This window comes from Devriesea agamarum, assembly GCF_900070355.1.
Taxonomy (GTDB): domain Bacteria; phylum Actinomycetota; class Actinomycetes; order Actinomycetales; family Dermabacteraceae; genus Devriesea; species Devriesea agamarum.
In genome coordinates, this window is record NZ_LN849456.1 from 563,895 (window position 1) to 577,396 (window position 13,502).

At 60.5% G+C, this 13,502-nt stretch carries 14 protein-coding genes, 1 tRNA gene and 1 pseudogene; 2 read left to right on the forward strand and 14 right to left on the reverse strand.

Annotation, left to right across the window (positions count from 1 at the left end; genetic code table 11):
* Positions 1 to 28: 28 nt before the first annotated feature.
* The 4 genes from BN1724_RS02425 to BN1724_RS13475 all read right to left on the reverse strand — a co-directional run bounded on the left by BN1724_RS02425 (position 29) and on the right by BN1724_RS13475 (position 4,440).
* Complete coding sequence (locus BN1724_RS02425) at positions 29 to 1,015, reverse strand: EamA family transporter (RefSeq protein WP_058234078.1); 987 nt, start codon at positions 1,013 to 1,015, stop codon at positions 29 to 31.
* 27 nt (positions 1,016 to 1,042) lie between these two features.
* Positions 1,043 to 2,941 (reverse strand): FtsX-like permease family protein, encoded by a 1,899-nt coding sequence (locus BN1724_RS02430; protein ID WP_084252686.1) that lies wholly within the window; start codon positions 2,939 to 2,941, stop codon positions 1,043 to 1,045.
* Positions 2,929 to 3,654, reverse strand: coding sequence for an ABC transporter ATP-binding protein (locus tag BN1724_RS02435; RefSeq protein ID WP_058234080.1), 726 nt, complete (start codon positions 3,652 to 3,654; stop codon positions 2,929 to 2,931). Before BN1724_RS02435 ends, BN1724_RS02430 begins: the two co-directional genes overlap by 13 nt.
* 408 nt (positions 3,655 to 4,062) lie before the next feature.
* Complete coding sequence (locus BN1724_RS13475) at positions 4,063 to 4,440, reverse strand: hypothetical protein (RefSeq protein ID WP_331709443.1); 378 nt, start codon at positions 4,438 to 4,440, stop codon at positions 4,063 to 4,065.
* A 200-nt stretch (positions 4,441 to 4,640) separates the two neighbouring features.
* On the opposite strand from BN1724_RS13475, the gene BN1724_RS02445 reads away from it, so the two are divergent.
* Positions 4,641 to 5,249, forward strand: a complete 609-nt coding sequence (locus BN1724_RS02445) for a DNA-processing protein DprA (RefSeq protein ID WP_058234081.1) — start codon at positions 4,641 to 4,643, stop codon at positions 5,247 to 5,249.
* A 98-nt stretch (positions 5,250 to 5,347) separates the two neighbouring features.
* Here BN1724_RS02445 and BN1724_RS13160 read toward each other — a convergent pair whose 3' ends face one another.
* From BN1724_RS13160 to BN1724_RS02485, 8 genes are all read right to left on the reverse strand, one after another.
* Positions 5,348 to 5,701, reverse strand: coding sequence for a hypothetical protein (locus tag BN1724_RS13160; protein ID WP_058234082.1), 354 nt, complete (start codon positions 5,699 to 5,701; stop codon positions 5,348 to 5,350).
* A gap of 69 nt (positions 5,702 to 5,770) precedes the next feature.
* Positions 5,771 to 6,250: a hypothetical protein gene (locus tag BN1724_RS13165; protein WP_197671749.1), complete on the reverse strand. Its 480-nt coding sequence runs from the start codon at positions 6,248 to 6,250 to the stop codon at positions 5,771 to 5,773.
* Between the two features lie 342 nt (positions 6,251 to 6,592).
* A complete protein-coding gene (locus BN1724_RS13170) occupies positions 6,593 to 6,775 on the reverse strand; it encodes a hypothetical protein (protein WP_058234084.1) in 183 nt (60 codons plus the stop codon).
* Positions 6,776 to 6,805: 30 nt separating this feature from the next.
* Positions 6,806 to 9,376 carry a DEAD/DEAH box helicase family protein gene (locus tag BN1724_RS02465; protein ID WP_058234085.1) on the reverse strand — a complete coding sequence of 857 codons (2,571 nt, stop codon included), beginning with the start codon at positions 9,374 to 9,376 and terminating at the stop codon, positions 6,806 to 6,808.
* Positions 9,373 to 11,040 carry an Eco57I restriction-modification methylase domain-containing protein gene (locus BN1724_RS02470; RefSeq protein ID WP_058234086.1) on the reverse strand — a complete coding sequence of 556 codons (1,668 nt, stop codon included), beginning with the start codon at positions 11,038 to 11,040 and terminating at the stop codon, positions 9,373 to 9,375. Before BN1724_RS02470 ends, BN1724_RS02465 begins: the two co-directional genes overlap by 4 nt.
* Positions 11,037 to 11,681, reverse strand: a complete 645-nt coding sequence (locus BN1724_RS02475; protein WP_157085717.1) for an N-6 DNA methylase — start codon at positions 11,679 to 11,681, stop codon at positions 11,037 to 11,039. Before BN1724_RS02475 ends, BN1724_RS02470 begins: the two co-directional genes overlap by 4 nt.
* Positions 11,682 to 11,683: 2 nt before the next feature.
* On the reverse strand, positions 11,684 to 11,938 hold the full coding sequence (locus BN1724_RS02480) for a helix-turn-helix domain-containing protein (protein WP_058234087.1): 255 nt from the start codon (positions 11,936 to 11,938) through the stop codon (positions 11,684 to 11,686).
* A 127-nt stretch (positions 11,939 to 12,065) separates the two neighbouring features.
* Positions 12,066 to 12,296 carry an alpha/beta hydrolase family protein gene (locus BN1724_RS02485; protein WP_197671750.1) on the reverse strand — a complete coding sequence of 77 codons (231 nt, stop codon included), beginning with the start codon at positions 12,294 to 12,296 and terminating at the stop codon, positions 12,066 to 12,068.
* Between the two features lie 230 nt (positions 12,297 to 12,526).
* On the opposite strand from BN1724_RS02485, the pseudogene BN1724_RS13245 reads away from it, so the two are divergent.
* Positions 12,527 to 12,577 (forward strand): annotated as a pseudogene (locus BN1724_RS13245) (hypothetical protein); the annotation flags it as partial.
* Positions 12,578 to 12,907: 330 nt separating this feature from the next.
* Here the strand turns inward: BN1724_RS13245 and BN1724_RS02495 are convergent.
* Together BN1724_RS02495 and BN1724_RS02500 are read right to left on the reverse strand one after the other, a co-directional pair.
* Positions 12,908 to 12,981: transfer RNA gene (locus BN1724_RS02495), tRNA-Val, on the reverse strand.
* A 98-nt stretch (positions 12,982 to 13,079) separates the two neighbouring features.
* Positions 13,080 to 13,496 carry a DUF3052 domain-containing protein gene (locus tag BN1724_RS02500; protein ID WP_058234089.1) on the reverse strand — a complete coding sequence of 139 codons (417 nt, stop codon included), beginning with the start codon at positions 13,494 to 13,496 and terminating at the stop codon, positions 13,080 to 13,082.
* Positions 13,497 to 13,502: the final 6 nt, after the last annotated feature.

Sequence of the window (13,502 nt, forward strand, 5' to 3'; positions counted from 1 at the left end):
TCACTAGGGTCTTTTACACTAAGGTCTTTTAGTTATTGGATGGTTCGTCCTTTGACGGTTTTCGCGAACGTTTAAGTAGTAAAGATCGTCCACGCGCGGGCGAACCCGTTCCGCGCATACCCGCGGCGACCGCTACGACGTTAGCAACGCTAATGAGGGCAAGTCCCGTCAGATCGGCGGGTGTGAGCTTTTCCCCCAAGATGATGGCACCGGCCAGGGCCGCGCAGGCGGGGTGCAGGCTCATTAAGGTTGATGCGATGCCGAGCGGTAATCTGCGCAACGCCAGTACATCCGCTGCGTACGGAATCGCCGAGGACAGTAACCCCGCGAGCAGTGCTAGCGCCATGATGGGCACGGTAACCGCTCCAAAATCCATGGTGGCTAACGCGATCGGACCGAATAGCGCGGTGGTGCAGACCGCGGCGATGGCAGACGGGGCAAGACCCTCTAAGCGCCGGCCGGCAGACCGTGCTGCCGCCAGATAGAGTGCCCAGCACAGCGCTGCCAGCAAGGCGAAGAACGCTCCGGCGGGCGTCGCGGACCCCTGGGGCCCGGTGACCAGAATCATTCCGGCAAAACCTGCGCCGGCGCATAGAACGCCGATCAGATTGCGGGTGGCGATCACCGCTAAAATAAGCGGTCCCAAAAACTCCAGCGTCACCGCAAGACCCACTCCGATCTCAGCGATGGCGGCATATATCGCCGTGTTCATGCCTGCGAGTGGCAAAGCCACCAGCACTCCCCAGGCCAAGTCGCGAGATCTTGCCCTGCGGAGATACCTCCATGCAAGCGGCACATGCATCAGAGACATCACGAGCTGCCGGATAGCGACGACCGCGGGAATACCCAGCGGCGCTATCACCATGGCGGCGCAGGCTGCCCCGATCTGCGTCGACGCAGCTCCGGTGGTCAACAGAGCCACCCCAGCGCCCGGACGGTACTGCGGGCCGTGTGAGCTGGATGGCGCCGGGCCGACCGGGGTGGTTTCCGCCGAGTGGGAGGGGCGAGAAGACATCACCCTGGCGAGCCTACGACATATGCGCTACGAAGCTCGGGTATCTCCATGTCGCGATATCTGCGACAGCGTGAGCGAGGCCCCCGAGATGTGTGAGATCAAGGCGATTACGCCCACCAAGACGAATGCTAAAGCCGTCACCGGAGCCGCTGAGGCAAGCGCTGTGAGAACCGAGGTTCCGTTGGCAGTTGCGAATCTAGATCCCAGGGCGATGAGCACCGTAGCGATCAGAAGACCTGCGGTGACCTGGATTATTAGCACTTCCGTTCCCATCGTGACAAGAATCCGTCGCCCACCGACGCCGAGGCTTTTCAGCACGGAAAACTCGCGGCGCCGCGCCAGGTTCCCGCTGATTGCTGACTGAATCAAGCTGAGCACGCTCATCACATAAATCGTGCCAAATATTCCGATATTAGAACGATAGGTATTGGCAGAACGCGTCTGTTCTAGCTGCTGAATATATTCAGATTTATTCATGACGTCGGCTTGAATATGTGCAGCGTGTAGCGTGTTGAGGGCCCGTTGAGGAGTGATCGGGGCTGCAAATACTGTCACGGGCAGCGTAGCCGGGTTAGGGACGAACCTGGATACTTGGGACCAGTCCATAAAGACCCCTTCCAGCCACGAGTCGTTCATCACCGCAACTACCCGCAGGGTGACCGTCCCACCTTCGTTATTACGGATCGTAAGAGAGTCACCAATTTTGGCGCCACTCACACTGGTAGCCACATTGGTTCCACCGACGGCTCCCAGATCGCCCGCGACCACCTGCTGCTTTTGCAGTGTTGCCACATGGGTAGGGTCGGCAAAGTACACCCTTCTAGTTTTTCCGGAGACATCGCGCTGCACAGACGCTAACCGAGCAATGCGGTCACTTTTCGATTTTAGGGCTTGAAATGCTCGATCAGCCTGAGGTGCCCCCATCACCGATGTGATGGCGCTCGAACTTATCCTCTGCCGATAGATATCTTCTCGAATCTGCTGGTCAGGAGCATTCGCGACCAGAAAACCGCCAAAGATACCCACGGCAACGATGACCGGAGTTGCCATGCGGGCAAAACGGATTCGATCTTTGCTCGCTCGTTGCGCAGCAAGGAGGCCAGGACCGGGCGCCACCGCTCCAACGCATCGCCCAATAATCCACGCACCCACCGGGATGATGAGCGGAGCAATAGCGAACAACGGCACAACTGCTAAAAGTGGCAGAGCGATGATCAGCGACGAACCAAAAGCGTCCGCGCTCCCGAGCACTACGCAAAGCAATCCGGCAACGACGATGACGATCCGGATGGATACGCCCCACCAGGATGGGCGCGGAGCTAGCGCATTCATCGAGCCAAGAAGATCTCCGCGAGTCATGCTGCGAACAGCAACCAGCCCGGCTATTCCTGTCGTCAGCGTCGCAGCCACCGTCACAATCAGCGCCGCCGCAAGAGAAAAACCAAACTGTACCTGCACCCCAGAGCCGAAGAATCCAATGGCTTGAAGCCCTGCAAAGAGCGGACCGGCTAGCAAAACTCCGACAACCGATGATGGCAGTGCTACCGCGAAGCCCATGACCAGGCATTCCAAAAACACCATCCGCGATAAGCGCCAACGGTTCGCCCCAACCAGGCGCATCAGAGCGAACTCGCGTTGCCGGAACCCCACCACCTGTTTCACAGCAGAGCACATGAGGAATCCACTAATCACGATGACCAAACCACTTAAAACTGAGAGAAGTCCCCTAAATGAGGTCAGCTGAATCGCAACATCTTGCGGCGACACGCCCGCAACGTGAACGTTATGAGGGTGGGAGAAGGCATCAACGAGGCCCGCTTGAGCCGACGCGATGAGGACCGTGAAGCAGAGAGTGACGATGCATCCCGTATACAACGCAATGTGTTTGCGAAGGAGCCTAATAGATAGCCGCATTATTTCGAGCATGACCGCGCCTCCAGATCTGCGAGGCGTTCCGAAATATCGCGCGATGAGAGCCCAGATTCGTCAGCAGCGACGGCTCCGTCGTACAGAAACAGTACCCTGGATGCCTGGGCAGCGACCGTGGGGTCGTGAGTTACGAGGATGACCGTGCTGCCACTTTCGGGCAGAGTCCCGAGATTATTCATCACCTCACGGCGTGACTCGCTATCCAATGCGCCCGTCGGTTCATCAGCAAAAACGATGTCTCGCTGGCTGGCTAAGGCGCGAGCAATCGCAACCCTTTGCCGCTGACCACCGGATAGTTGATCGGGGTATCGCTTTTCGAGCCCTGCGAGCCCAACTCGACGTAACGCCTGTTTCGCCGACTCATCCGACATGCGCTTACCGTCAAATAGCGCGGGCAGCTTCACATTTTGGATCGCCGTCAGCGCATCGATTAAGTTGTACGACTGGAAAATAAAACCCCAAGCTATCCTCCGCAATTTATCGAGCTTAGCGGCGCTCAGGGTAGCTAGATCAGAATTGCGATACAGGATCCGCCCTTGAGTAGGTCTCAGCAAACCTGCCACACAGTTTAGAAACGTGGACTTACCAGAACCGGACGGCCCCATCACCGCCGTCATCGTCGCCGGCTCAAAATCAACTGTGATTCCACACAGTACATCTGGGGACTTTCCATAGCGGTGATGCAAGTTATCGACACTCAGAACAGGCATGATATTTCTTTCTGTGAGCGGTCTGACGTGGGAAATATTGGGCCGTCGATGGCATAGTTTTTCGATAACACCGAGGGGTATTTTGATAATACTCGGGTTTCTTTTACTGACTCTAAACGGTCTGCTCTATGCAACGAAAAATAGTTATTTCTTAATGTCATTGTGAATCAGCCTGTAAATCCTATATATCGAGATACCTTTAATACTGCTCTTGCCGTGCTGCCGCAAAGACCTCGCAGAACAGACATCAGCTAGGAATACGATACGCCTGATCGACCACGAATCTGACAAAAACTGGGGGCAGGCCCGTCGCTACCATGTCTCTGCCGCGACGTAGACGCGATATCACCCAGGTTCACAGCCCAACTGCTGATCGACGACCGGTAAAAACCTAAGCAACCAAGCCTTCTACCGGCACGCCCTCATCGCCGACGATGAAAAGCGACGATCCCTCACCACGCTTACACCCAACGATTTCAGGTGTTCTAGCGCTTCTAATTGAGTGGACCTCCGTAGAGGTTTGAGAACCCCTGCCCACCGCTGAAAACCTGTCTTTGCGTCGGCGCGTTCCAGCAGGCCACAGCACGATGAGGTGGAGCCAGCCGGGGCCACCGAGCCAGAGCAGATGCTGGTGATCAGGAAGTACGGAGGCGCGATCAGCATCGCGGATATCCCCCACTTGAGTCCGCGCCGGGTGCGGATATCCGCGAGCAGTCGATTGCTCGGCATGTAGCGGTGCAGGTAGTCGCGGACGCGAACGCTGAGCGTCGAGATAAGGCGGAACATGACGGGCCCCTCGTCACACGTGTTACTCCGTCGAGGAGACAGAACGTGTGTGAGCGCCCGAAGGCCGTCCCGGAGGACCCGCAATATAAGGAGAACCCGCCTAACTATCCACTGTACGCCGGGGTCGGCGTTCATAGAACCCGCGCTCGCCGTCGCTTCGCCGCGCGCACCTTTCCGTGTAGGAGTGAGAGGACCCGACGATGACGAACCTGAGCCAGGCAGTCCAGGACGAGCGCACGGCGCGAATGGTGCTGTCGATGGTCGTCGAACCATACGACGCCGTGACCAGTCGTCTACTGGCCAAGCTCGGTGTGCTTGAACTGTTTCGGCTCGCCGAGAGTAGTGAGTCGATGCCGGACCTCAGAACCGTCGATACTCAGGTCTGGCGTTCCCAGTTCGAGCGCTCAGACGCTCGGACGCTTGAGCAGAACGTCGTCAAAGCCCTGTGCGCTGGTATCGGCGCGAGGGCCTCGACCTCCTACAGCGAGCATGTGGCCGCGGAGTTGGCCTCTGACCTCGTCAACGCGGACCGGGTAGTCTTGGCCGGTGGCACGTATGGAATCGAAGGTGCTGCTCATCGAGCGACCTTGGCGTCTGGTGCCGACATGATCGCGGTCATGGCCAACGGCGTTGATCGGCTCTGCCCGATGGGTCACCGTGAGCTACTTGAGCGGATGGCCGACCTCGGCCTCCTTGTCAGTGAGGTCCCGCCAGGCGCGGTAGCAACGCGCCATCGCTTCATCGCTCGGACGCGGCTGATGGCCGCGCTCTCCGCAGCGACCGCCGTTGTCGAGGCTGGCGTTCGCTGAGGAACTGACGCAGAACCAGCAGATCACCGCGCTCGGCAACGGAGTGCTAACTCTCCGGGCCGCGTTAGCACTATCGCTGCTCGTCGCCTGAACGTGAGCTACGAGAGAGTCGCGTCCTCCAGTGCGCGCGGCGTTGTTCCCAGAGCGGAGAGTAGGCGGGCCCTGATTCGCTGCTTGCGCTCCTCGAAGAACGACGCGAAGTCCGCCAAATCAAGCGGAAGGCCGTCGAGCTCGTTCTCGACAAGGTACGTGGCTCGCTTGTCCTCGCTCGGGAAGGCGGTGTCGGTCCACTCCGCGGGCAGGCCGTCCTGCTTCTCGATGTTGGCGGTTCCGGCACGCAGCTGAAGGTTGTTTGCTAGGAGGTTCACGGCTGCCAGGTAGTCGTCGATGCTGTCGAGCGGGACGCCGGCGTCGAGTAGCTTCTTCGTGGTGAACCGGGACTTGGGGAACATGTGGTCTTCATGCAACTTCTTGCTCAGGTCCGGCCCCGAGTACAGGATCGAGAGAACGGAGAACGTCCGCTAGCCGGCGTACTTGAGGTTGAGCAGCTCGTCGATCTCGGCGGCGTCGAACGCGAGACTCTTGCCAACGGCCGCCATCGCCTCCTCGACCGCCGCGACCGGGAAGCCGTTCGTCGAGTTGGTGCGGAGGACATCGCGGATGCGGGTGAGGAGAGTGTCGAGGCCCGACCCCCAGATGCCGCGCTTGACCAGAGAGCGGACCTCCTCGCGGGCATCCAGCTCTTGCCGCTGGTTCGTCGCCATCGACAGCAGCAGGTCGGAGTAGGAGAGGGTGGTGCCGCCGCTATTGACGGGGACGAAGACTTCGAGCACCTTGTCGGCGTCCTGATCGGTGACCAGGAAGTAGTTCATCAGCTTGAGAACCCGCACCGCCTCGTATAGGTCGTAGAGTCGCTGGAACGCGTCGGCCGATCCGGCGATGCCCCGTTGCTCCAACTCGCGCACGATCGCAGGGCCGGCGTTGGCGAGATCGAGGACCACACATACCCAGAACCACTTGTCTGCCTTGCCGTCTGCCGGGAAGCTTCCCGGTTGGGGAGGAACCACATGTCGTACTTGGTGCCGAGTTCCTCGTCGTCGGGCTCGTAGACGAGGTTGAGATAGAGGCGCTTGACGGCGAACGCATCCGCGCTGTTCCACCGCGCGTACTTCTTCTCCGCGATGCTGCCGTACAGCGCGATGTTCAACGAGGTGAGGCGCTGCTGCCCGTCAAGGACCGCCGTGGTGCCACTCCCGGAGGGAACCGCTGCCTTGTCCGTATAGGGGTTGTCGCACTCATGATGTTTCGTTAGGAACCCGTAGAACGTGTACGACTACACCGTTTCAGGCTTGACGTCCCAAAGCAGTAAGGACCCGACTGGTATCCGCGCATGAGAGACTGCCGACGAGCTTGATGATCTGGTCGGCGCCCCAGACGAACTCGCGCTGGATCGCCAGCATCAGGTACTCGCGCTTGAGGAAAGCGGTCAGCATCTCCTCGATGCTGCGCGGAGTCTGGACCGACATGCGAATTCTCTCGGTAGGGTTGGCAAGTGGTCAGGCGATGGCGTCGTCATATACGGCCACCACGGTGTCGTAGAGGCCGTAGTGACGCAGCCCCTTGTGGGACTCGATGCCGGTGTAGGACAGGGAGGAGTCCTCGTAGCGCCGGAAGGCGAAGACGGCCTGGTTCATATGGGTGGCGTTGAAGACGCCGAGGTTCACGAGAAGGTGGAAGTCCTCTACGGCCAGTCCAGTGACGGTGCGGAACAGGCCCGGTTCGAGTTTGGTGATGACATCCTGGAGGGTGTTCTCGCGGAAGTCGGTGAGGTACATGAACGCCGGGATTCGGGTAGCGAACTTGACCAGCTTCTCCTGAATCTGCTTCCGCTTGGACTTGTACTCCTTCTCTTCCGCTGTGAGCTCCTTCTTCTCCGCTGGCGTGATGTCCTCGCCCTTCTCCTTCTTCGCCTTCTTCACGGCGTCGCTCTTGTTCACGACGGTCTCGAAGATGTCGTTGCCGAGTGCGCGGAAGCCTTCGATGTTCATGACAGCGTTGAGGGCGTCAGGGTTGTTCATGATCTTGCGCAGGGTGTCGTTGTCAACGTTGACGAGGATCGCGGACTCCCACTTGCGGGCCAGGAGGGTCGCAGAGGTGCCCGACATCGCGATGTCGAGGATGCCGCCGGCATCGACCTGGGTCATGTTCGACCCGTCATACGCCAACACGGGTAGGAACTTCACGAGCTCCCCGACGGCCTGCTCGGGGTTGGGCGTTTCCGGCGAGAGACCGGCACCGTAGTCGGCGATCTGGCGCAGCGCGCGGGTGGGCGCGAAGTCGAACACGAAGCTCACCGGCTTGAGAACGGCTTCGGCGCTCGGGTCGTCCCCATCGGGGTTCTTGATCGACCACGGTGACTGCACGCGGAACGCTGCCTGGAAGTAGGTCTCGGGCGAGTTGAGGTTTCGCAGCATCAGGATCGAGGACCACTGCTTGACGGTGACGCCCGTCGTGAGCTTCCCGCAAGACAGCGTGATCGTCTTCGTATCGTGGCCGTCGCCGATCACCGCGCGCACCGGTGGGAGGGCATCCAGTCCGATACCTGCGCCGGGGCCCGCGACGACGAGGACCTGGTAGTCGTGCCAGAACACGTTCTGCTTCTCCGCGAGTAGGTTCGCCATTGCCTGGCATGCAGCGACATTGGGTAGGAACCAGAACGAGTGCTGTAAATAGGGCAAGAGCCGGACATCGGAGTATGGGAATGGAGGGCGGCTGCCCATCCGCATGACGTCGACTTGCGTGGGCAGGTGAGCGCCACGGATGAGGTCAAGCCACTTCTGAACGTCGGACTTGTGCGTGAACTCCGCGTCGTTACCGAAACCCTTCGCCTCGAAGAACTCGTTGAGGTCGAACTCGTCGAACTCGCCTTGGTTCGCGACAGCAATGAGTTCGTCAGGCATCTGGTAGGTGAACAGGCGCATCTCCGGGAGCGCCCCGTACGGGTTCCATGCATTCGGGTGCGCGACGGCGTACTCGGCCTTGGCGCGCTGCTCGTCTGTGTAGGTCCAGTTGAAGATTTGCTCCTCGATGAACTCACCGGTTGCCAGTGCCTTGAACGGCGTGCCGGACAGGTACAGGTAGGCGCGGGTGGTTATCGGCAGGAAGTCGTCCTCGTCGTTGCCGAGCTCGTCAAGCTCCTCGTCGAAGGCGACGAGGCCGTCGTTGTATTCCGCTTCCATTTCCTTCTGCTTGACCTTCTCGTCCTCGCCCTCGAACAGCTCCTTGGCGGACTCTCGCCAGGCACCGAAGTGGTATTCGTCGAAGATGACCAGGTCCCAGTTGGTGGTGTGGACCCACTCGTTCTTCGCTTTGATGAGTCCGGTCTTCCGGTCGCGCCCGAGTAGGTCCTGGAACGAGCCGAAGTAGACCAGCGGTCTCGTCTTATCGGCGTCGTCTGGGCTACCTCCGGTCGCTGAGGAAAGGTACTGCCAGCCGTCGAAGTCGGCGTGAGACTCCAGGTCGGTCTGCCAGGCGTCCTCCACTGCGGGCTTGAAGGTGACCACGAGGATGCGTTTGGCGCCGAGCCGTTTGGCGAGTTGGTAGGATGCGAAGGTCTTTCCGAAGCGCATCTTGGCGTTCCAAAGGAACCGCGGCACCGCCTGAGAATCCTCAGCCCAGATGGACTCGAAGTAGCCCTCGGCCTTATCCACGGCGCTGGCTTGCTCCGGGCGCATCGGGAACGTCTCGTGGTGGGTACCGCTAAGTTTCACGCCGGTGCGAAGCTCAGTAATCGCCGTGCGCACATCGTCCGGGGTACAACGCATCCACTCCCGCGCTGAGCCGAAGATCGGGTTCTCGAAGCCCTTGTCGATCAACCGTTGGCGCACATCTGAATCGCGAAACACCGACCCGTCGTCACGCTCGGCGAGTTCATCAACATGCAACGTATAGACCTGCTGCATCTGCCCCTGAGACTCGCGGATGCGCGCGTTCACGTCGGCCTTCGTCGTCTGTCCCACCTTGAGGAGTCCCGCGTATCCGGCCGGCGGATCGTTGGGCGACCACGCGTAGATGCGCAGCCGAGCCTCCGGCTTCTTAGGGAGGAGCTCGTCGATCTCCTGCTTCACTCGTCCGCCTCCATCGGTCGAACGATCCGCTCGACGAAAGCGATCTCGTCTTCCGAAAGGCCGTACTTCTCGTAGAGGTCGCTATCATTCCAATCCCGCGTCCAGGCCTGCGTTGGAACAAAGGTGTAGACCTTCCGGGTGGTGTCCTGCGAGGGTTTGTGAAGGAGGATGAGAAAACGCGTCAGTCGGCAGCGGAGGTACGACAGCGCGCTCTCCGCCTCTTCTCGTGTGTCGAAGGTTCCGATGCAGAGATACGTCTCGGAGGAGATGCTCCCGCTCTCACCAAGGAAGGGCGTGCTGATGATCCGATGGGGATAGGTGTCCTTGTTTCCTGTGCCGGGAGCGGCGCGCCCAACATAGATCTTCCAGCCATCGATTAGGTGAGCGCCCGAGGGGATCGATTCTCGAGCCACATACCCAGTCCCACCGTTTTGATAGATGAGAACGTCGCCAGGTGCCTTTGACGTCCTGCCTTTGAACGTGGTCTCTAGACCAAAAGGCTTACGAGAGCTGACCAGCCTTTCGAAGCGTTTTCCTTCGGGCAGTGCCAGCGAGTGCTCTTGCCCGGTCTCGATGGCAATTACCTTACGCAAGATTGACAGAGCCTCGTTGAACCGGATGAAGACGTCCGCACCTGGTTCGAGCAAGAGGCGAGAGGCCGTGGTCTTCGGCCAATCCTTGAAGTGGGTGGTGACCTCGCAGAGTCCGGGATGGTCGCGTTCCCAGAGGAAGTAGCACACACCGCCCTTGAGTCCCACCCCTGGGAACACATCCGAAGCGCTCAGGTAATCGTTGATTGCCCGCACACGGCTGTCGGTCAGCATTGACTCCCTGAACTCATCGAGGCCTTTTCCTCCCGCGAACCAGCGGGAGGGAACGATCATGGATAAAAAGCGCGGGCCGAGCTTCTTAGCCTGCTCTACGAAGAGTTGATAGATCGGGGCGGCACTGGTCCCATGCCCGCCATCGCTGAGCTGATAGGGCGGATTGCCGATGATGACGTCGAACTGCATGTTGTCTCCAAACAGCTCCGCGATGCGAGCTTTGATGTCGTCGGTATGGATGAAGGCGTAGGCGTGAGTCTCAAGTTCGTCGCCCCGTGCGTAGTCGTCCTCGCCCGCCCCGCAGTAGAGGCACTTGCGGTTGGTATAGACCGCAATCTCCTCACCCGTGAGGGGATCGAAGCGGAACTCGCGCTTACCGCCGCCCCAGGTGTGCTCAGTGCGCTCGAACCAAATGTTGCCGTCCTCGGTGGCGAAGGACTTGGCGATGGAGTGCGGGCCGTTGGCGAACTTCGAGCAGTAGACGCTCCGGCGCGCCAGCAGCGCAGTGAGCTGGGTGATCCCGATGCCGAACACCTGACGGGTCAGGATGTGATCGACGCGCTCGGAGAGATCGGGGATCGCCAGGATCAGTCCGTCGGTGAGCCGACGCACGATCTCACGTAGGAACACCCCGGACTTGGTGAACGGGTCGAGGAACGTGACATCGGCGTTGGCCCACATGTCCGCGCCGTCGTTGGCGTCCGCCCACGCGGTCGCGAGCGTGTCGAGCATCTGGTTCGCGAACTCTGGCGGGGTGAAGACCTCATCGTTGGAGAGGTTCGCGATGCAGGTCAAGACATCCGGGTTGTGCCCTCGGAGAGTAAAAGGTGCAAGGGTCACGCGGCGGCCTCGGCGATCTGATGGACCGTCATCGTCGGGTAGGTCTTGGCGGGGACGAAGAGATCGTCGTCGTCGAGTTCGCCGAACAGGGTTCCCTCGTACGAGGCGCGCTGGGTGAGGTCGTCATAGCGGAAGTCGCGGCGCTGGAACTTTCCTTTGCCGAGGTAGCCCCATTCAGGGAAGGTGATCGGCTGGCCGCTTGGCACGGCCATGGTCAAGGCATCGCCCTGGACGATGTTCACGGATAGGACTACGCGCGCCGCTTGTGCCCACTGGTCATCGTTACTGATGCCCAGGAAGGTATTGAAAACCTCGGCGAGATTGTCGCGGCACTCTTCGGCGTTGTCGCCGAGGAGCTCGATCCCGTAAGTACACATCAGTGCGAACAGTGCGTAGTGGCGCTTCTCGAACTCGCTCTTGCCGTGGCGACGCTGAACGGTGACGAGCTTGCGGGCCAAGACGGGGACAAGGAAATTGCCGGAGCCACAAGCCGGTTCGAGCACACGAGAGTCGATCCGCTCGGACTCGTGCTTAACGAGATCGAGCATGTCCTCGACCATCCACGCGGGCGTGAACACCTCACCGTGTTCCGAAACGCGTTGCTTGGACTTCACCAAGCGTTGGGCGTCCTTCAGGTTCACCTTTAGCCTTCCCCGTGCTCGTCGTTGTCATGAGCGTAGGAGCGACCACTGACACCGGGATGGGCTACGGGGAGCTCTTGGTCACTGGCCGCTGCACCCGCGCGCACCCAGTCGTCGATCTCGCTGGCTTGGAACTTCCAGAGGCGAACGACCCTGTGGGCGGGCATGGTCTTCTCGGCGATCCAGGTGTAGACGGTGTCTTTGGTGACCCCGAGGTGGACGGCAATATCGTCTGCGGACAGCCATGGCTCAGCCACGTTGGTCCTCCCTCGCTCAACGGCCCAGTCGGGCCAACACCCACAATGATACCGGCGGAGGGATGAGGACGGGTGAGTCGAGGACGAGCGCGGTGATCAGCCCCTCGTGTCGCGAGTGGTCGGCGAGTTAGAGGTCGATGGCGGCTCCCATCGACCAGCCGAAGAGCACGATCCGCTGGGCCCCTCGTCGGATGGCGTATCCGATGGCTTCGTCAACGTCGGTGGTCTCGGTGTGGCCGAGGGTCGTTCGGCCGGTCCCGACGCGTGGCCCTTCTGCGGTGTTGCGGTAGCTGAGGATCAGGGAGGCGTAGCCGAGCTCGGTTGCGGTAAGGACTCCGCGGAGAGTGCCGGCGCCCATCGGATATCTGAACGTCCGCAAGCGCGACGAACTCGGCCGCGAGGTTCGCACCATCGAGCTCGATCCTGAACGAGCACCGATGATCGAGTGGGCGTTCAAGGCCTACGCCTCGGGCAACTGGAGCATCAGTCAACTCCATGACGAACTCACCTACATAGCGCGGGCTGCGCAGCCTGCACACGCCGAAGAGGCCAGCGAAGCCGCTGGCGGCATCCACCATCCACCGGCTCCTGACCAACCCGTACTACAAGGGCAATGTCATCTACCGAGGCATCCGCTACAAGGGCAACCACCCGGCGCTCGTTCCTGCCGAGGTCTGGTACCAGCTCCAGCCCGAGCTCACCGCGCACCAGTGCGCCGTCGAGGCAACCCAAGTCCACGGCCACTACCTCAAAGGCACCATTCACTGTGGCCAGTGCGGATCCCGGCTCATCGTCTCCAATGCGAAGAACCACCAGGACAACGAGCTGCGCGTCGAGCACAACCGGCCCTTCGAGATGCTCCTCGATCCGCAGGTCAATGCCAACGCTCTGACCTGGGCCGCAGACGCGAACAAGGCCCGAACCTCGACCAACGTTTCCGTTAGCAAGGGTTCGACCCTTGGCTCGGGGTGGGCCGTGAGGGACTCGAACCCCCGACATCCACGGTGTAAACGTGGCGCTCTAACCAACTGAGCTAACGGCCCGTGCTTGCTCGACGCAACTCATGCTGACGTGAGCAGACCACATCGTTGCAGATGATGCGGGCTCGAGCAAATTGAACAAGCCCGCATACACCGCGACATCAACGGCTTCGAGCTCCAAGCCGAGTCGCTGACCAGTCAGGCGCTGCGCTGACAGAGCTCATCGCTTTGAGCCCCGCAAGGTCAGCAGATTCCTCGATGATGGCAGGTTCCACATGGCCGGGGCGGCCAGCTTTGGGCACGAGCAGCCAGATCGGTGCGCCGGGCGCGAGCGGAGCGAGGGCGTCCACCAGCTGATCGACTAGGTCCCCGTCGTCGTCTCGCCACCAGATGATGACGGCGTCGACAATCTCCTGAGTGTCCTCGTCTTCTAAATCGGAGTCGATCGTATCCTCAATCGCATCGCGTAAATCGAGGTCGACGTCTGCGTCATAACCGATCTCCTGGACAATCTGCCCCACGGTGAATCCGAAGAGCTGGGCCGATGCGCTCGTGGCGGCGTCGGGCGACGGTGCCAAGGAAAG

Excerpts from the sequence above, each read along its gene's own strand:
- BN1724_RS13170 (WP_058234084.1), bottom strand. The coding sequence starts at position 6,775 with ATGTCGGTCCAGACTCCGCGCAGCATCGAGGAGATGCTGACCGCTTTC.
- BN1724_RS02485 (WP_197671750.1), bottom strand. The coding sequence starts at position 12,296 with ATGGGCGCCGGCACTCTCCGCGGAGTCCTTACCGCAACCGAGCTCGGC.
- BN1724_RS02445 (WP_058234081.1), top strand. The coding sequence starts at position 4,641 with ATGACGAACCTGAGCCAGGCAGTCCAGGACGAGCGCACGGCGCGAATG.
- BN1724_RS02425 (WP_058234078.1), bottom strand. The coding sequence starts at position 1,015 with ATGTCTTCTCGCCCCTCCCACTCGGCGGAAACCACCCCGGTCGGCCCG.
- BN1724_RS02430 (WP_084252686.1), bottom strand. The coding sequence starts at position 2,941 with ATGCTCGAAATAATGCGGCTATCTATTAGGCTCCTTCGCAAACACATT.
- BN1724_RS02435 (WP_058234080.1), bottom strand. The coding sequence starts at position 3,654 with ATGCCTGTTCTGAGTGTCGATAACTTGCATCACCGCTATGGAAAGTCC.
- BN1724_RS13475 (WP_331709443.1), bottom strand. The coding sequence starts at position 4,440 with ATGTTCCGCCTTATCTCGACGCTCAGCGTTCGCGTCCGCGACTACCTG.
- BN1724_RS13160 (WP_058234082.1), bottom strand. The coding sequence starts at position 5,701 with ATGTTCCCCAAGTCCCGGTTCACCACGAAGAAGCTACTCGACGCCGGC.